Source organism: Chryseobacterium scophthalmum, assembly GCF_900143185.1.
Lineage (GTDB): Bacteria > Bacteroidota > Bacteroidia > Flavobacteriales > Weeksellaceae > Chryseobacterium > Chryseobacterium scophthalmum.
The window spans coordinates 858,697-877,097 of the sequence record NZ_FSRQ01000002.1 but is presented as its reverse complement, the minus strand read 5'-3'; the positions used below and the strand labels follow the sequence as shown (position 1 = coordinate 877,097).

General features: G+C 33.5%; 20 protein-coding genes. 7 read left to right on the top strand and 13 right to left on the bottom strand.

Annotation, left to right across the window (positions count from 1 at the left end):
• Positions 1 to 16 precede the first annotated feature (16 nt).
• Genes BUR17_RS14310 through BUR17_RS14295 form a run of 4 tightly spaced genes read right to left on the bottom strand, consistent with a single transcriptional unit; the run spans position 17 to position 3,909 of the window.
• Positions 17 to 1,174, bottom strand: coding sequence for a DUF4350 domain-containing protein (locus BUR17_RS14310; RefSeq protein WP_074231007.1), 1,158 nt, complete (start codon positions 1,172 to 1,174; stop codon positions 17 to 19).
• A 15-nt stretch (positions 1,175 to 1,189) separates the two neighbouring features.
• Positions 1,190 to 1,987 carry a DUF4129 domain-containing protein gene (locus tag BUR17_RS14305; RefSeq protein WP_074231264.1) on the bottom strand — a complete coding sequence of 266 codons (798 nt, stop codon included), beginning with the start codon at positions 1,985 to 1,987 and terminating at the stop codon, positions 1,190 to 1,192.
• Positions 1,980 to 2,942, bottom strand: a complete 963-nt coding sequence (locus tag BUR17_RS14300) for a DUF4013 domain-containing protein (RefSeq protein ID WP_074231006.1) — start codon at positions 2,940 to 2,942, stop codon at positions 1,980 to 1,982. Before BUR17_RS14300 ends, BUR17_RS14305 begins: the two co-directional genes overlap by 8 nt.
• Positions 2,926 to 3,909: a stage II sporulation protein M gene (locus tag BUR17_RS14295; RefSeq protein WP_074231005.1), complete on the bottom strand. Its 984-nt coding sequence runs from the start codon at positions 3,907 to 3,909 to the stop codon at positions 2,926 to 2,928. Before BUR17_RS14295 ends, BUR17_RS14300 begins: the two co-directional genes overlap by 17 nt.
• Before the next feature lie 27 nt (positions 3,910 to 3,936).
• Here BUR17_RS14295 and BUR17_RS14290 point away from each other — a divergent pair, with 27 nt between their 5' ends.
• Positions 3,937 to 4,686, top strand: a complete 750-nt coding sequence (locus BUR17_RS14290; protein ID WP_074231004.1) for an RDD family protein — start codon at positions 3,937 to 3,939, stop codon at positions 4,684 to 4,686.
• Between the two features lie 185 nt (positions 4,687 to 4,871).
• Here the strand turns inward: BUR17_RS14290 and BUR17_RS14285 are convergent, their stop codons facing one another.
• A complete protein-coding gene (locus tag BUR17_RS14285; protein ID WP_074231003.1) occupies positions 4,872 to 5,348 on the bottom strand; it encodes a hypothetical protein in 477 nt (158 codons plus the stop codon).
• Between the two features lie 199 nt (positions 5,349 to 5,547).
• Here BUR17_RS14285 and BUR17_RS14280 point away from each other — a divergent pair, with 199 nt between their 5' ends.
• Entirely contained in the window at positions 5,548 to 5,838 is a 291-nt protein-coding gene (locus BUR17_RS14280) for a GNAT family N-acetyltransferase (protein ID WP_074231002.1), read from the top strand.
• On the opposite strand, the gene BUR17_RS14275 is transcribed toward BUR17_RS14280, so the two are convergent.
• The 5 genes from BUR17_RS14275 to smpB all read right to left on the bottom strand — a co-directional run bounded on the left by BUR17_RS14275 (position 5,827) and on the right by smpB (position 10,723).
• Complete coding sequence (locus BUR17_RS14275; protein WP_074231001.1) at positions 5,827 to 6,798, bottom strand: glycosyltransferase family protein; 972 nt, start codon at positions 6,796 to 6,798, stop codon at positions 5,827 to 5,829. The two genes, BUR17_RS14280 and BUR17_RS14275, sit on opposite strands and share 12 nt — an antisense overlap.
• A 1-nt stretch (position 6,799) precedes the next feature.
• On the bottom strand, positions 6,800 to 7,624 hold the full coding sequence (locus tag BUR17_RS14270; RefSeq protein WP_074231000.1) for a UDP-2,3-diacylglucosamine diphosphatase: 825 nt from the start codon (positions 7,622 to 7,624) through the stop codon (positions 6,800 to 6,802).
• 244 nt (positions 7,625 to 7,868) lie between these two features.
• A complete protein-coding gene (locus tag BUR17_RS14265; RefSeq protein WP_074230999.1) occupies positions 7,869 to 8,609 on the bottom strand; it encodes a YebC/PmpR family DNA-binding transcriptional regulator in 741 nt (246 codons plus the stop codon).
• A gap of 93 nt (positions 8,610 to 8,702) precedes the next feature.
• Positions 8,703 to 10,187: an OmpA family protein gene (locus BUR17_RS14260; protein WP_074230998.1), complete on the bottom strand. Its 1,485-nt coding sequence runs from the start codon at positions 10,185 to 10,187 to the stop codon at positions 8,703 to 8,705.
• A gap of 77 nt (positions 10,188 to 10,264) precedes the next feature.
• Positions 10,265 to 10,723, bottom strand: a complete 459-nt coding sequence (gene smpB, locus BUR17_RS14255) for an SsrA-binding protein SmpB (RefSeq protein WP_074231262.1) — start codon at positions 10,721 to 10,723, stop codon at positions 10,265 to 10,267.
• 118 nt (positions 10,724 to 10,841) lie between these two features.
• Between smpB and BUR17_RS14250 the strand changes: the two genes are divergently transcribed.
• Entirely contained in the window at positions 10,842 to 12,464 is a 1,623-nt protein-coding gene (locus BUR17_RS14250) for an ABC-F family ATP-binding cassette domain-containing protein (RefSeq protein WP_074230997.1), read from the top strand.
• Positions 12,465 to 12,540: 76 nt separating this feature from the next.
• On the opposite strand, the gene BUR17_RS14245 is transcribed toward BUR17_RS14250, so the two are convergent.
• From BUR17_RS14245 to BUR17_RS14235, 3 genes are all read right to left on the bottom strand, one after another.
• Entirely contained in the window at positions 12,541 to 13,356 is an 816-nt protein-coding gene (locus BUR17_RS14245; RefSeq protein ID WP_074230996.1) for a M48 family metallopeptidase, read from the bottom strand.
• Between the two features lie 101 nt (positions 13,357 to 13,457).
• Positions 13,458 to 14,273 (bottom strand): ferritin-like domain-containing protein, encoded by an 816-nt coding sequence (locus BUR17_RS14240; protein ID WP_074230995.1) that lies wholly within the window; start codon positions 14,271 to 14,273, stop codon positions 13,458 to 13,460.
• Between the two features lie 19 nt (positions 14,274 to 14,292).
• Complete coding sequence (locus BUR17_RS14235; RefSeq protein ID WP_074230994.1) at positions 14,293 to 15,003, bottom strand: ferritin-like domain-containing protein; 711 nt, start codon at positions 15,001 to 15,003, stop codon at positions 14,293 to 14,295.
• A gap of 215 nt (positions 15,004 to 15,218) precedes the next feature.
• Here BUR17_RS14235 and recJ point away from each other — a divergent pair, with 215 nt between their 5' ends.
• The 4 genes from recJ to BUR17_RS14215 all read left to right on the top strand — a co-directional run bounded on the left by recJ (position 15,219) and on the right by BUR17_RS14215 (position 18,347).
• Positions 15,219 to 16,931, top strand: coding sequence for a single-stranded-DNA-specific exonuclease RecJ (recJ, locus tag BUR17_RS14230; RefSeq protein WP_074230993.1), 1,713 nt, complete (start codon positions 15,219 to 15,221; stop codon positions 16,929 to 16,931).
• Positions 16,932 to 16,967: 36 nt separating this feature from the next.
• Positions 16,968 to 17,327 carry a four helix bundle protein gene (locus BUR17_RS14225; protein WP_074230992.1) on the top strand — a complete coding sequence of 120 codons (360 nt, stop codon included), beginning with the start codon at positions 16,968 to 16,970 and terminating at the stop codon, positions 17,325 to 17,327.
• A gap of 25 nt (positions 17,328 to 17,352) precedes the next feature.
• Positions 17,353 to 17,937: a nicotinate (nicotinamide) nucleotide adenylyltransferase gene (gene nadD, locus BUR17_RS14220; protein ID WP_074230991.1), complete on the top strand. Its 585-nt coding sequence runs from the start codon at positions 17,353 to 17,355 to the stop codon at positions 17,935 to 17,937.
• Positions 17,938 to 18,008: 71 nt separating this feature from the next.
• A complete protein-coding gene (locus BUR17_RS14215; RefSeq protein ID WP_074230990.1) occupies positions 18,009 to 18,347 on the top strand; it encodes a DUF3817 domain-containing protein in 339 nt (112 codons plus the stop codon).
• Positions 18,348 to 18,401 lie beyond the last annotated feature (54 nt).

Here is an 18,401-nt window from a genome sequence, read left to right as displayed (position 1 = left end):
TTCCTCATTACCATTCTTATTTTAAAATTTCATCCAAGAGACTATTTATTCTTGCTAGATCCTCTTTTATTACGCTTGCATAAGGGTCTTGTGCTTTTCTGATCAGAACGATTGCTTCATTAACCATTTCTACAGGTTTTCCGGTTTTTAGTTGAAGTTTTTTTGCAAATTCTTCATCTAGATCTTGGGTATCAATGAGAAGATCGAGCCTTACTTTATTTAAAAAATATTGAGCTTTTTTTGCCATCATATCATGGAAATCACCTTCCTGTAAGTAAAGATTACCAATACTTTTCACAAACTCTGCAGAAGTATTTTTCAACGGTTCAATAATTGGGACGATTCGTTGTTTTCTTTTTACATTAAAAAATATAAATAAAACCAATCCTCCTAAAAATACCCACCAAGCATATTTTAAAGCCGGATTAGAAAGAATAAAACGCAATAATGAACGAGATTCTTTGGTATTGCTTTCTACAAACCATAAAGTTTCTCTGTCTTTCAAATATGAAAAAACACTTTGCGCATATCTTACATTTCCTGATTGCAAAAGATAATAATTCGTTAAAAAAAGCGGTTCGCAATGCACATAAATTGTTCCTTTTCCGAATGGTGTTTTGATGAAATTTGCCTGATCTTTATTGTTTTCTTCGACCGTTTTTCCTAAAACCTGAACATTCGGTTTAATGTAAGAAAAACCTCTTCCCGATGGGAATTTATCTAATTTAATAAAATCATTCTGATATTTTTTATCCGTCAGTTTTAGAATATTCTGGTCTTCATAAGAAATTTTTGAACCATAAAAACCAATCGTATCTGAAATATTTTTTGGAAGTCGATTCGCAATTATCATTGCATCTGAACCTTTGGAAACTTCATCTAAAATTTTATTCCAGGATTCCTGATCCATTTCGCTTTCTACGATGAGAATATTGTGTGGTTTCTTATCTTTTTCAGTGTAATAATCATAAGGTGCAACATCAAGTTTCGTAAGATTGTTTTTAAACAAATCTTTGACTTCTTTATTAAAAACAAAGAGCCCGAAAGGTGATTTTTGATTGACATCATAGTTTTTTCGCCAGTCTGTAACTTCCTTTTTATTCACTTCAAGCAATGCCAAAATCACCATAACAATGATGAAAATAACAGCATATATTTTGAAAGTTTTATTCATTTTTAAGAAGTTTAATTAAGGTTTGAATCCGTGAAACTGGTTTTTAAATTTACCATAGCTTTGCTCATCAATACTGAACTCGCCATACCAAACATAATCGAAAATATAGGAAAGGTTGTAAAATTCATTTTTAAGATGTGCCGCTTTTAGTTCGGAAACGTAATCTTTATTTGTTTTTTCGGGATTCCAAAGGATGAGTTTTTTATCACTTAATTTTTTAAGAATATATAAAAACTGATACCGAACCGCAGAACGGTAATCTCCGTCATTTTCAAACTTAGCAATACTTTGTGGAAAGTTGATTTCATGAATGTTTTCATGAAGCTCTTCTTCGTTGATTTCAATTTTTTTATTCTTTTTACCGAAAAAGAAACTTCCATTGGTACTGATTAAATATTTAACGATAAAATACAGGAGAAATCCAACTACGATGATGGCAAAAAGGCGGATAACAACACCTGTAATCTGTGAAGAAGTTTCTAAACTGGTTTCCCCAAAAATACTACGAAGAAGTTGAGCGAGCTTACGTTGAAGTTTGTCAAAAAACGATTCTCTGGGTTTTGAGGTCGAATAATCAAACTCATTTCCTTTGTATCTTGAAGGCAGATTTTCTTTAAACTTCTTTGGGGAAACGGTGTTTTCGGTTTGAGGATTCGCTTTTAAAACAGAATCTGCAACATACATATTTTTGTAATGCGAAGTCACCACAGAGTCTTCGATATAAACTTCAGAAAAATCATCATCTTCATATTCCTGAGATTTTAAAACCCCAAGATTTAGAAAAATCAGTAAAAAAACCAGAAATTTATTCATTGATTCCAATCGTTTCTATTTCTTCCAGCTCTACTTTCTGGTGAAAATCTCTTCGGCTGTCGTAATACATCAATCCTGAATTTACGTATAACATATTCGACAAAAAGAATGATATCAACAAAGAAATTCCATATGTCACGAACATCATTATTCCGAAACTTCCGGCAAATGGATTTTGTTCAAAATTTGCATCAGGCTCAGTAGTCGTAATTTTCAACATGAAAAAAAACATCGGTATTGCAGTAAAAATGGTCGTAATTACATACAGAATAATTGAAATAACGACCGTAGAACCCCAATATTTCCAGAATGGAGATCTTTCTCTTCCATTCGTGTAAGAAAATTGAGATCGTATAGAGTAGCTTAAACTTTCAAAAAAACCTCTTTTGCTGTTGAAGTAATCGTACATTAAAAAGGTGACCACATTAAATAGAACCGGATAAACTAATAAGATGAGAAAAAATCCGATAACAATTAATATCATCGCATAAGAAATTCCCATTACAATAAGCGAGAGCGGTGTCACAACGAAAACCATTCCTAAACAAAGCTTTCCTATTTTGCCTGCATTTTTTTTAAAGTCACCAAGAATATCATCGGTTTTTATTTTCATCTCTCCTTCCGCCAATCTTTTAAGATAAAAAACAGGGAAGAGATAATTGACAATCATCATGATTAAAAAAAGCAAGAATGTAAGCAATCCTACTACGATAAACATTCCGATATTATCTTCAAAATAAGATTCGAAATAATAGCTTTCGCCACTCATATTGGAACCGAAAATCTGCATAAACAATTCTCTGTAACCAAAAATAAATACAGCCACCAACAGAATAAGCAAAAGCCCATTCAGCAGAATATAATTTCTGAAATAGTTTTTACCGTACAATTTGAAAAAGGTAAAACTGTCGCTAATAAACGCTCCGAAATCTCTTTTTTTATAAAACTGCATCATTGATTGTGTTTTTTATTCTCCGGTTAACAATATGTGGATAAACAAAATAATAAAAGCCAATGATTCCCAAACAGCCAAAAATGATAAAAAGATTGAGCGACAAAGGCATGTTTAAAGCATGTCTTGTTACGTAGCCTTCGATAATTCCGGCACAAATGGTAAAGGGAACTGTACTTAAAAATATTTTGAATGAATTTTTGAATCCGTTTTTAAAAGAATTAAATCTTGAAAGCGTTTTCGGGAAAAGAATAGATGTTCCGAGAATCAAACCACACATTCCTTCAACCACCATACTGAAAATTTCAAATGTTCCGTGAAGCCAGATTCCTCTTGCGCTGTCTCCTAAAGCTCCGTGTTCGTAGAAAAAATACTGAAAAGTTCCTAACATCACAGAATTTTGCATCAGAAGATACAAAGTTCCAAGTCCACCAAAAATCCCGTAAATATATAATTTTGCACCAACGATAATGTTGTTGAAAGTAATTCCGATGGTACTTCCCCAAGTTGAACCATCCTGATAAACACCGACTGCATTTCCTTCTTTGATGTTTTCGATAGTCATATTCACATAACTTTCACTTAAAATCAGATTCGCAAAATCTTTATCATAAATTGCCGAAAGAACGCCGATCAGCATAAAAAATATAAAGAACAAAAAGGAGTAGATTAAATATCTTCTGTTTTCGTAAACAATCAAAGGAACTTCTGTTTTAAAGAAATAAACAAGTCTATTTTCTTCAACTCTTTTAGTTTTATAAATTTTTTGGAAAATCTGAGACGAAAGATGGTTAAGATAAACTGTTGTATTGCTTTTGGGGTAATAAGTCTGGGCAAAAGAAAGATCGTTGACAAGGTTGATATACAACGAAGACAGGTCATCAGGATTTTTTTTAATTTTCCCTTGAACAACCTGCTCAATTCCCAACCATTTTTCTTTATTTTGTTTAATGAAATAAACCTCTCTCATAATTGTAAGGCTAAAATAATAAAAATTATGTCTCAAATTGCGATTAATACCTCCCAAAATGTAAATATTAATTTTATCACGGCAAGTATCGGAGAACGAATGGTAGCGTACATTATCGATCTTCTCATTAAGGTGGCTTATCTTGTGGCAATCTTCTATTTATTTTTTAATATTTTCAATTTAGGATATATTTTAGATGGTTTAGATTCATGGTCTCAAAACGCAGTTTATATCGTTCTCACATTACCTGTTGCTCTTTATCCACTTGTTCTGGAAAGCTTGATGGAAGGACAAACTCCCGGAAAAAAAGTAATGAAAATACGTGTGGTAAAAATTGACGGTTACCAGGCAAGTTTTGGAGATTATCTGATAAGATGGGTTTTCAGATTGATTGATACAACATTCGCAGGAATTGTAGGTTTAGTTTCTATGATTGTTTCTAAAAATAATCAGCGATTAGGAGACATGGCTTCGGGAACAGCGGTGATTTCACTTAAAAATAACATCAATATTTCTCATACAATTCTTGAAAACATCAATCCCGACTACATTCCCACTTTTTCACAAGTAATCGGATTAAGCGATAACGATATGAGAATTATAAAAGATAATTACTTAAAAGCTCTGAGAATCGACGACAGACAGGTTATTACAAAACTTTCAGACAAAATAAAAAGTATTCTCAAACTGGAAGTAGATCCTACAAAAATGACCGAAAGACAGTTTATCGGAATTATTATTAAAGATTACAATTATTATACAGGGAAAGATATTTAGTCAATCGTTAATTTTTAAATATTTTTAGAATCTTTTTTAAACTTTAGAAATATTAACATTAAGAATTTAAGAGTTACGCTTAGTGATACTTAATCAAAATCAATTTATTGATTTCTAAAATTTATTTATAGCAGATTTTTTTTTAACTCCTTAATAGTGAAAAAATATTCTTTATAAATTAAAAACTACTGCAAAAGAGACCAAATTCCGAAACCAATACCCGCATAAGCTACAACAGTAATAATATCTGCAATAGGTTGTGAAAAGCGTTTTTCAGCAATTTTTTCGGCATTAATCTGGTTCTTATGGAACTTCAGAACTTTATCACGGCTATGAACCGGATGAGCAATCAGACTGTCTCCTTCCCATCGATCAACAATTACTTTATAAGCTCGGCCATCAACATCAATTTTAACATTTTTATTAGGTGCAAGTTTCTCCTGAACATTCACTGGAGCCGGTGTTTGTTGTGAATTTTGGCTTTGGTTTTGAGATTTAGCCTTTATACTTTCCGTTTGTGGAGTATTGGTATTTGCAAGAGCTGCGTTATTTTTAGATGCCTGTTTATTATCAATTGCTGTATCCACAGTTTTTTTAACCTGATAAGTATAGCAACTCACAAGAGAAAGTGATAAGATGATGAGATAAAGATATTTTCGCATTAGCCAAATTTAAGAATTAAACGGAATATTTAATATTTTCTTTTAAAAGATTCCACTTAAAAAAGAAATTCTAGGAAATTTTGTTGAATCTAAATAAACTAGCAAGTGAAACGAATTAACCATTTACATCTTCTTCATTTAAACTTCGCTTGCAATCGGTGCAGTTTTTGTATTTTTAGTTTAAATCAAAAATATAAATATGAAATTCGAAAACAATAAATCCGGAAACGGCGGAGTCATTACAATCAACAATGAAATCAAAGAAGTTGGAAGATTGACTTATACTATTTTCCCTGAAGACAATAAATTGATTATTTCTTTTGTACTAGTTCATCCCGAATTTGAAGGTCGCGGAATGGGAAAATTTTTGGTAGAAGAAGCCATTAAATTTTCAAGAGAAAACAATTGGAAAGTTTATCCACATTGTTCTTACGCAAGAGCCGTGATGAGAAGAATGAATGATGTAGAAGATATTTTTTTACAAAGCTAAAACTTCTTTCAGAAGAATATCTTCAATATCATCGGGATAATTTACTTGAAAATGAAGATCTGAAGCGACCCAGTTTTTAATTTCTTCTACATCTAAAATTTTAGAATTCGGAATTCCCATTTTGTCTAAAGCACATGCATTACATTCCTGTTCATATTGATTATGAATGGGAATTACGAACAGTTTTTTGTCCATAAAAAGAGCTTCAGCGGGAGTTTCAAATCCTGCATTGCATAAAATTCCATCACAGTTTTCGAAATATTTTAAATATTGAATTTCATCAATTGGGAAAATCTCAACATTTCTCTCCTTTCTCTGAAGTTTGCTGTGTTTGGAAAAAACTTTCCATTCTACAGGAATTTCACTTAAAACTTTAATGATATTTTCATCAGAAAAACTAGGAAGATACACCACATAAAATCCTTTTTTATCAGGATTCAGATTTCTGATTTTTCTTCTGATGACCGGTTTTTTGATTTGTGGATGATAATTTTCAAAATGAAAACCAATTTTTCGTTCACTTGGAACGTAATATTTTAAAATCAATTTTCCTAAAAAATCTTTTTTTGCAGGTTTTGGGGTTTCTTTAAAACTCATTGAAGCTTGATGGCTCAGCTCAATCATGTTTAAATTTTTAGTTTTACAAGCCCATCCTGTTAATGGCTCATAATCATTGATAATTAAATCATATTTGCTTAAATCGATTTGTCTGATGGTTTTAAAAGCTTCGAGAAAATTATTTTCAAAAAGGATTTTTTTATAGGAAATTCCGCCCGTTTTATTATAAAGCAGAGAAACACCTTTATGTTGAAAGTTAATGGGAAAATCAGCCTTTAATTGAGATTGGTGACCACTGATCAAAGTATCAACGCAAGCATATTTTTTAAGAATAGGAATAATTTCCTGCGCACGAGCAACATGACCGTTTCCTGTTCCCTGAAATGCATACAAAATCTTCATTCTACGTAAATTGAGTTACAATTTTCAAAAGATCCGAATTATTGATATCCTGAATTTCCTCAGATTCATCATCTTTCAGCAAATGTTTGTGATCTTCATAATGAAAGATTGTCCATTCGTTCTGATTAAATTCGAGAGCAGATAAATTTTCGATCCAATCTCCGGAATTAAGATAAGTACATGAACCTTTTTTATTGGAAACTTCACGCATTTGAGGCTGATGAATATGACCACAAACTACATAATCATAACCATTATCAATAGCAAGTTCAGAAGCTGTTAATTCAAAATCGCCGATATACTTTACCGCCTTTTTTACATTGTTCTTGATTTTTTTTGAAAATGAATATTTTTCTCTACCCATTTTTTCTAAAAACCAATTCACAACATTATTAATGACAATTAAAAGATCATAACCTTTTCCGCCAAGCTTGGCAATCCATTTTGAATGTTGTACTGATGCATCAAAAACATCGCCATGAAAGATCCATGTTTTTTTATCATTAATTTCCAAGCAGAGTTTGTTGCAAACTTTGAGTTTGCCCAATTCGAAATCGGTAAACTTTCTGAACATTTCATCATGATTACCGGTAATATAATAGACATCTGTATTTTTTGTAGCGAATGAAATGATCTTTTTGATCACTTTCAAATGAGGCTTAGGAAAGTAAGACTTTTTAAACTGCCAAATATCAATGATATCACCATTTAAAACTAACGTTTTCGGTTGAATAGAATTTAGATACCGTAGAAGTTCTTTGGCCTTACATCCGTAAGTTCCCAAATGTACATCCGAAATGATAACAAGTTCAACGTTTCTTTTCAAATTGCAGATATTTATCTTACTAATGATCAAAAGTGATCGCCATATCAATTAGTATTTACATTTACCAAGGATGGCGATTTCACAATTGATTCTTATGCAAAGAAACTAATTGAAAATGAATTGTATATGAATGCTATATTATTTTGTTGTTACACTATATTAAAAAATCGCCACGAATAAACAAATTTTACATTCATGCATTCGTGGCAAAACATAATACTTTGCTATAAACAGCAATTTATTTCTATAAAGACTCTAAAAGTTCGTCTGTTATTTCCATATTGTGATATACGTTTTGCACGTCATCATCTTCTTCGAAACGATCAAGCATTTTCATATTTGCTTTAAACTGATCTAGAGTAACCTCTTTCGTATTATTCGGAATTCTCTGTAATTCTGCACTTTTAGCTTCTATTTTAAGCTCATCTAATTTGTGAGATAGAGAACCGAAATCTTCAAAAGCAGTTGTAATCATTACCTCTTCATCATCTTTTTCAACATCTTCTGCTCCACCGTCAATCATTTCCATTTCAAAATCATCCCAATCCATTGTAATTTTAGCTAAATCGATCGTGAAAATCCCTTTTCTGTCGAAGATAAAAGCTAATTCACCATTCTTTCCAAGATTACCGTCAAATTTATTGAAGATTGCTCTTACATTGGCAACAGTTCTAGTTGGATTATTGGTTGTACATTCTACGAAAAATGCAACACCACCTTGTCCATAACCTTCATAAGTGATCTCTTCATAGTTTTCTGCATCAGCTCCGCCAGCTTTTTTGATTGCTCTTTCAACATTGTCTTTTGGCATATTGGCACCCTTTGCATTTTGGATGCATCTTCTTAATGCAGGATTAGCTTCGGGATCTGTTCCTCCGGCTTTTACTGCTAAAGCTATGTCTTTACCTATTTTAGAAAAAGTCTTGGCCATTTTATCCCAACGTGCCATTTTTGAGGCTTTTCTATATTCAAATGCTCTTCCCATTTTATAATTTAAATTTTGACAAAATTACTCAAAATCAACAACAAAAAAAATACCCCCAGAAATCTGGAGGTATTTATTATTTAGAAAAATTAATTATTTTTTCTTTTTAGCTGGAGCTTTTTTCTTAGCTGGAGCTTTTTTAACTGGTAAGTCAGATTTTTTGTAAGTTTCCCACTCTGATCCAGAGATAGCTCTTACAACAACTTTTCTGTCAGCTTGTCTTTCAGCATCAGAAGCCGTTTCTGGTACTTGTGCATCTTGTTCACCGATACCGATAGATTTCAATACTGATGGGTTTACACCTCTAGCTTCTAAAGCAGCAACTACTGAAGCAGCTCTTTGCTTAGATAAGTTTAAGTTATAAACATCACTACCTTTTTTGTCAGTCATACCAACAATTACAAAGTTTTGAGCTGGTGCATCTTTAATGATTTTTGCAGCTGTATCTAATTTACCACTAGATTCTTTTCTAATTGTAGCTTTGTTGAAGTCAAATAAAAGATCTTTGAATTCTCTTGTAATAACAACTTCAATTGGATCAACTGGAGGAGGAGGAGGACATCCTTGGAATTCTGGAACCCCAGCAACTGTAGGACATGCATCATCTTTATCTAAGATACCATCACCGTCTGTATCTGGCCAAGGGCATCCGTTATTTTCTGCAGGACCTGCAACTGTAGGACAAGCATCATCTTTGTCGATAATACCATCTCCATCAGTATCTGGCCAAGGGCATCCACCGTTTTCAACTGGACCAGCAACATCTGGACACTGATCGTCTTTATCTGGAACTCCATCACCGTCTGTATCAGGACATCCTTGGAATTCTGGTAAACCTGGTGTATCTGGACATAAATCGTCTTTATCTAAGATACCATCCTTATCTCTGTCTCTGTTTCCGAATCTAAAGTTCAAAGAAGCAGAAGCTTGCCAGAAGTTAGCATAGTTCGCTTTATCACCTGGAGTAGAAACATAATCACCTTGTACACCCAAACCGAAGTTTTTAGTTAACCAGAAGTTAACACCAGCTCCAGTAGATACTGTAAAGTGATTTGCTTTACCCATTTCCATACCATCTTCTCCATTAGATGTCATTTCTGCAGGGTTTCCGTTGATGAAAGTTTGTCTTGGGAAAGTAAGAGCAGTGTAATCATGTCTTAAATAGTTTGCACCTACTCTCAAGTAAGGATCAAACCAAGACTCTTCGTCCCAAATTAAACCAGCAGCTTTAGCTTGGAAACCAAGACCAGTCATTAACATGAACTCTTTACCCATGTTAAGTCTTTTGTTGTCAACATTTCCTACAGAGGTTTGCCAATCAATAACTAAACCTTTACCAATGTTTCTAGCAACTGTTAACTTAGAAAGTGGTGGTGTAATAGAAAAATTGTTCGTATTGAACATATTCTTCGTCAAATTAGTAGCAGAAAACGTGTTACTGAAATTACCACGCTGTGCTGTATGGTTTTCCGCGTGAGCACCAACCCCGATCATCCACGGATTGTTGGTAGTCTGAGCGAAAACAGTAGAGGCAACCGTAAGCGCCAATGCTGAAATTCCTAATTTTAGATTTTTCATAGAATTAAATGATTAAATAATTGATATTGCAAAATAAATATAATTTTTCTTTATAAACAAAGTTTTCAGGATGATTTTTAACTTTTCTTTAATATTCTATCGAGGTTTCGTTTGTTTTCTCTATCTTTTATTGCCTCTCTTTTATCAAAGAGTTTTTTACCTCTCCCTAAAGCAATAAGAATTTTAGCCTTTCCTCCATCATTAATATAAAGTTTTAACGGAACTATTGTATTCCCTGCATCCTTAAGTTTTTTTTCAAATTTTAACAATTCTCTTTTGTGCAAGAGCAACTTTCGTTCCCTTTTTGTTTTATGATTATAAAAAGTGCCTAATTTATATTCATCAATCATCATATTAATGATATACAATTCACCATCGATGAACTGGCAAAAAGCTTCTGTAATAGATGCTTTAGAGGAGCGTAAAGATTTAATTTCGGTACCGGTCAACACCATTCCCGCCTCTATTTCTTCGAGAATTTCATATTCAAATCTAGCCCTTTTATTGAGTATCCTGACTGTTTTTTCAATCTTCATTATATTAAATTTTGTTATTAAATATACAAAATTTGCTTTCATATAAAAACTTGAGTATTACATTATTATAATTTACCCAAATTCTTTTCGTAATTTTGCGCCAAATTTACAAAACTATATGTTAACAGTATCTAATTTATCTTTACAATTCGGGAAAAGAGTTCTTTTTGACGAGGTAAACATAATGTTTACCAAAGGAAACTGCTACGGAATCATCGGAGCAAATGGTGCAGGAAAGTCTACATTCCTTAAAATATTAACAGGAAAACAAGACCCAACAACAGGACACGTATCTTTGGAACCTGGAAAAAGAATGTCTGTTCTTGAGCAGGATCACTTTGCTTACGATCAATTTACTGTACTGGAAGCGGTTTTAAGAGGAAACAAAAAATTATTTGAAATAAAAGAAGAGATGGATGCCCTTTATGCAAAGGAAGACTTCTCTGACGAAGACGGAATTAAAGCCGGTGAACTAGGTGTTGTATACGATGAAATGGGTGGATGGAACTCTGAATCTGACGCACAAACTATGCTTTCAAATGTAGGTATCAAAGACGATATGCACTGGCAAATGATGAGCGAACTAGAGAATAAAGACAAAGTAAAAGTTCTTTTGGCTCAGGCGCTTTTCGGAAATCCTGATGTGTTGATCTTGGATGAACCTACGAATGACCTTGATATTGATACAATCTCATGGTTGGAAGATTTCCTTGCTGATTATGAAAATACAGTAATTGTGGTTTCTCACGACCGTCACTTCTTAGATACCGTTTGTACGCACATCGGAGATTTAGATTATGCTAAATTAAACCTTTACACTGGTAACTACTCTTTCTGGTACCAAGCTTCTCAGTTAGCGACAAGACAAAGAGCTCAGGCGAACAAAAAAGCGGAAGAAAAGAAGAAAGAACTTCAGGATTTCATCGCGAGATTTAGTTCAAACGTTGCAAAAGCTAAGCAAGCAACTGCAAGAAAGAAAATGATCGATAAATTAAACATCGATGATATCAAGCCTTCTTCTAGAAGATATCCAGCTATTATTTTTGAAATGGAAAGAGAAGTTGGTGATCAGATTTTAGATGTAAAAGGTCTTGAAAAAACGAAAGACGGAGAATTATTGTTCTCTAACATCGACTTAAACCTTAAGAAAGGAGATAAAGTTGCTGTTTTGTCTAAAAACTCTTTAGCAATTACAGAATTTTTCGAAATTTTAGCAGGAAACACTCAACAAGACAAAGGAACTTTTGCTTGGGGAGTTACTACCAATCAATCTCACATGCCTTTAGACAATACAGATTTCTTCAAAGAAGATATCAATTTAGTTGACTGGCTGAGACAATTTACCAAAAATGACGAAGAGCGTCACGAGGAATTCATGAGAGGATTCTTAGGTAGAATGCTTTTCTCTGGTGATGAAGCTTTAAAATCTTGTAAAGTACTTTCAGGAGGTGAAAAAATGAGATGTATGTTCAGTAGAATGATGCTTCAGAAAGCAAACGTTCTTTTATTAGACGAACCTACCAACCACTTAGACCTTGAAAGTATCACGACTTTGAACAACTCATTGTCTAACTTCAAAGGAAATCTTTTATTGGCGTCTCATGACCACGAAATGCTTTCAACTGTCTGTAACAGAATCATCGAATTGACTCCAAACGGAATCATCGACAGAGAAATGACTTACGACGAATATCTTGCTGATAAAAAGATTAAAGAATTAAGAGAAAAAATGTATTCTTAATTTTAGAACAACATTAAAATCCATAAAAAATCCTCAATTAATTTTGAGGATTTTTTTGTAATATTTAGTTTACTTATTATTTTGTCAATTTTGTTTTAGGCAAAGAAACTATTCCCGGATCTTTCCATAAACCGTCTTTTTCAGCACGTTTTTTCACAGCTTCTGCTCTTTTATTGCTGTCCGGATGCGAATTAAACATTTTCTGAAATCCTGACTGAGCCGTTCCTGCTTCAGATAATAAAGCTAATTTTTTAAATGCTGTGTAAGCTCCGACAACATTATAATTATTTGCTTTCATAAAATTATAAGAATAAATATCCGCTTCAGACTCCTGCTTTTTACTGTGAGAAGCATCCAAAAAATCATTTGCCATTTTTCCAACCTGACTTTCGTTTAACACAGCAACCGTACCAGAGGCAGCTGAACCCGCTTCCAAAGCCGCAGCTTTTAGATAAGCTGATTTAATTGCATCTTTTGTATCTTCATTTTTAACGTGACCAATTTCATGACCAATTACAGCTAGTAATTCATCATCCGTCATAATATCCATTAAAGAAGAAAAAACACGAACACTGCCATCTGCGCAAGCAAATGCATTGATATCTTTCACTTTATAAACTTTATAATTTAGGTTTAAACCATCCTGAGATTTATGCTTTCCAAAAAGTTTATTCAGCCTTACTGTATAAGGATCTTTTGGACCTGCAATCGGATTATTCTTATCCATATAATCAACAGATTCTTTAGATAATTTTATGGCATCTGCATTGGAAAAAGATAAAGCTGAAGCTCCTTTAGATACAACACCCGCTGCTTTTCCAAGATTGATTTTTTGAGCCTGAACGCCCGAGAAAGCACTTATCAAAAGTGCCGAAATGAAGATTTTTTTCATATTAAATAATTTGTGCCGTGAAGATAATACTTTTCATCAAAATAAAATCCTTTTCCGGAGAGATACCGAAAAAGGATTTTTAATATTAAAAAAGAAATTATTTATACAATAAACAGACCTGCAATTGCTGCAGCATCTGAACCGCTAAGAACCTCATCATAAGCTGCAGATCCGGCCGCTGCTCCAAAAGCAGTTGCAGTATTAAATCCAGCTTGTAGTGTAACACCTTCTCCTGCGTAGACTGGATTTGTTGCAGGAGGCATACTTCCGCCATCTGCCAATTCTATCCAACCTTTATTGGCACGCATTCTTCGCACCTGAGAAGCATGTCTCGCTTCTACAGAGTGGATTTGTAAAGCAGCCTGAAGAACCGCCTTGTTAGACATCACATTTCCTGCTTGTCCTTTATAAGCTCTTACTCCTGTATCTTCAAAAGCTTGCGCCAAAATCAAAAACTGTTGGTAATTGGTAAATGGTGTAAAGTTTCCTCCGGCTGTAAAATCGAAGGTAGGTTTTGCTCCCGGTGTTTCTCCTAAAGAAGTTAATGTTGCTTTTAAAAACGCAACGTGAGCTGCCTCATGTTTAGAAATCTGCATAAAAACAGTACGATCTGCGGTAGGAATTAAAGTTCCGGTGTTGAGACCTATTCTGTAATACTCATCTTCTAAGTATTCAAGTGTTAATGCTAACTGAAGGGCATCTGTTAAAGCACTTTTCATCGCTGTTCCGGGAACATTATCGTTAAACGTTTCTGCTTTTGCTGTAGTGGTCATTAAACCAGCCAAACCTAATGGCAAAGCTGCAACTGCGGCTTTCTTTCCAAATGCTGAAATGTCTGAAAGCGAACCTGATCTAGACGTTTGTCTTGTAAAAAAAGAATCGTCTGAAAGTTTATCTAGTAATTTAAGAATATTCATAATAATAGATTTAATTTGATTAGTTGATACCTTGTTCTTTCCAAGTGAATGGAGTTTTTATAAATCCTCCGGCTGCCATTACGATATCCTTTGGTTCTTTGGCAACATCAAGTCCGTTTGCATTAATAACATCATCTCCTGAAAATGCTGCAGTTCCCGGATTGATTAAATCTCTAATCGCGGAAGCGTGTCTTGCTTCTACAGAAACAATTTTTCCGGCAATCACCAAATAAGCAGGATTCGAAATATATTTTCCAGCCGCATTATATGCTGCAACCCCCGTATCTTCTAAAGCTTTTGCTGTAGCTAAAACTGAGTTTCTGTCGTTAAAATTCACATTCGAATACTGAAATTCCAAAGTAGGTAAAACATTATTCGTTACTCCAGAAATGGCCGCCTTGAAAAAATCACGGTGTATCACTTCATGATGATAAAGATCTGTAAGAACTTCTTTTTCGGCATTTGAAATTCCGGAATAGAAATTATTAACAACTTTGGTGTAAAAATCTGCTTCTAACTGTTCAAGTGCGTACGCATAATTGAGAACACCTACATCACCAGTTCCCAAATCAAATATTTTGTTTGGTTCCATGTATTCGAAATCGTCGTCATCGCAGCCTATCAAAGTAAGGCCTGCAACGGCAATACCAATGCCGCTCAGTTTTAGAAAGTTTCTTCTGCCGGTATCCAGAGTTGCTCCCTGGTTAGAAACTTGAATTGGTTTTTTCATAATATAATTTTTAAATGGGTTTAATATTTAAAATTACTTACGAGACTCTCAACGCTTTGGTTTTGTTAAATTGTAAAAAAAATTAAAATTCATTAAAAACTTAATTACAAAATACTATTTATATTAAAAATAATTCAACCTAAAAAGGAAGATGAATTTGAATTTGAGCAGATATTTCAATAGCTTTTAAAATAAATTTTACCTATTTTTGTGACATGAGCCAAAAATGGATTTATAAACCCGAACCTGATGAAGAAATTGTAGATGGATTGAGTTCGTCGCTTGGTTTTGGAACTTTTGAATCCAAACTATTAGTTCTCAGAGGAATCGACAATTATCAAAAGGCGAGAGAATTTTTCAAACCTAACGTAACCGATATTCACAGCCCTTTTCTGATGGCAGATATGCAAAAAGCAGTAGAACGCATTGCAACAGCTATAGAAAATGGTGAAAAAATTATGGTTTACGGAGATTATGACGTAGACGGAACCACAGCAGTTGCGTTGATGTATCTTTATCTCAGAAAAATTGTTCAGAAAAAATATTTAGATTACTATATTCCAGACCGTAATTCTGAAGGATACGGAATTTCTACCGAAGGAATTGATTTTGCAAAGGAAAATGGCTTTTCGCTTATTATCGCATTAGATTGCGGAATTAAGGCGATTGATATGATTAATTATGCCAAAACCAAAGACATCGAATTTATTATCTGTGATCACCATTTACCCGGAGATGAAATTCCAGATGCAACAGCAGTTTTAGATCCGAAAAGAGTTGACTGTAGGTATCCTTTTAAAGAACTTTCAGGATGTGGCGTAGGTTTTAAACTGTGCCAAGGTCTGAATACCATTTATAAAATTCCCGAATCGGAACTGTTTGAACTGACAGATCTTCTGGCAATTTCTATTGCTGCAGATATTGTTTCGATGACCGGAGAAAACAGAGTTTTAGCAAAAATGGGACTTAAAATGCTCAGAAAAACCCGAAATATGGGACTGAGACTTTTAATCCCGGAAGATAAACTTTCTCATTTTGAAATTTCAAATATTGTTTTTGAAATTGCACCAAAAATCAACGCTGCCGGAAGAATTTCTCAAGGAAAAGCAGCTGTAGAACTGATGGTTTCAGACAACCTGAAACACGCTCACCAAATTGTAAGCGACATCATGAATCTTAATGATGAAAGGCGTGAACTCGACATGAATTCTACCCTTTCAGCACTTAACCAAATCATAGAATCGCAACAGCAGACAAAGTTCTCAACCATTGTTTACCATCCTGAATGGAATAAAGGGGTAATAGGAATTGTTGCTTCAAGACTTACCGAAACTTACTATAAACCTACATTGGTTTTCACAGACGGAAACAATGGTGAAATGGTAGCTTCGGCAAGATCGGTTTCAGATTTTGATGTACATGAAGCATTAGATCTTTGCTCAGAATATTTTTTAAAATTTGGAGGACATCATGCTGCAGCAGGACTTTCTATGGAGAAATCGAAGTTTGAGGATTTCAAAATTAAATTTGAAAGAATTGTTGGTGAAAAAATAAAAGACCATCAAAAAGAACCGTCAATTACCATAGATGCTGATGTTGATGTGGATGAAATTAACAGAGATTTTATCAATTTCCACAGAAAACTGGCTCCTTTCGGACCTCACAATATGAAGCCTAATTTGGTTTTAAGAAATCAGAAAATTTCCGGTTACTTAAAAACGATGGGGAAAGATAATAATCACCTGAAGTTTTACATCAAGCAAGAATCTACCGGAAGAAATATAGAATGTATAGGTTTTAAACTGGGGCAATTTGCAGATGATTTCAGAACTAAAAATTTCGATATCGCTTTTACATTAGAAGAAAATCACTGGAAAGGAAATGTAACGCACTGCTTGAATATTAAGGATGTGAAATTTCTGGATTAGGTTTTAGGAGTTAGGTTTTAGGGATTATAAAAACATATGGGAAATTATAAGGAATTAATTGTTTGGCAGAAATCTGTAGATCTTGTAACAGATATTTATTCTTGTACCAAAAATTTCCCAAAAGAAGAACTCTATTCTTTAACTAGTCAAATTCGCCGTTCATCAATTTCAATTCCGTCGAATATTGCAGAAGGACATTCCAGAAGATCACAAATTGATTACCTACAATTTTTAAAAATAGCGAGAGGAAGTTGTGCAGAACTTGAAACTCAGTTAATAATCTCAAAAAATCTAAATTATTTAAATACTGATGAGTTTGATCATTTAAGTAAAAAATCAGAAGAAATTGCAAAAATGTTGAACGCACTCATCACTAAACTTCAAACTAATTCCTAAAACCTAATTCCCAAGCCCTGAAATAATGAAAAAAATCGGCTTATTTTTCGGATCATTTAACCCAATTCATATTGGGCATTTGATATTGGCGAATTATATTCTTGAAAATTCGGATATGAACGAATTATGGTTTGTGGTGAGTCCGCAAAACCCGTTTAAAGAAAAAAAGTCACTTCTTAACGATCACAACAGGCTCGATATGGTAGAACTCGCCATCAAAAATTATCCTGATATGCGGGCTTCAAATGTAGAGTTTTCACTTCCTACACCAAGTTATACTATCGATACTTTAACCTATCTGAAAGAAAAACATCCTGACTATTCTTTTAGTTTAATTATGGGTGAAGACAATCTTGGAAGTTTACACAAATGGAAAAATGTTGATTTATTAATAAAAAATCATCACATTATTGTTTATCCCAGAGTTTTTGAAGGTGACAAAAAAAAATCTGAATATATAAATAACGAAAATATTTCGCTTGTGAAAGCACCTGTTATCGAATTGTCTGCTACCGAAATTCGCAATATGATAAAGCAGGGCAAAAACGTAAGACCGATGCTTCCGCCGGAAGTTTTTGAATATTTGGATGGAAGTAGTTTTTATAAGTAGAAGTTAGAAGTTAGAAGTTAGAAGTTAGAAGTTAGAAGTTAGAAGTTAGAAGTTAGGCAAAATTAAATACAATGGAATTTCTCGAAAATTTTTTCGCAAAATATGGACAGGAAAAAGTCATCAAGTGGTTTAAGCAAATCTGTTTGGCTGAAGCTATTTCTTGGTTTTTCCTTTTTACTGCAATGATTTGGATTAGGGTTGACCCTGAAGGCATTTTACCTATTGTGTACATCAGTACAATTGGAAGTATTCACGGATTCTTTTTCACACTTTATCTCCTGTTTATTCCTTCCACAAGAAAAATATATCAATGGGATGATGAAGATTCTGTTTTTGCTTTGATAGCTGCCTTTTTCCCTTTTGCCACGATCTGGATTGATAAAAAGCTGGCGCGTTTCGATAGAGAATAAAATAAAAAAGGACTTTTTCAAGTCCTTTTTCTTTTATAATTTATTTTAAGTAAT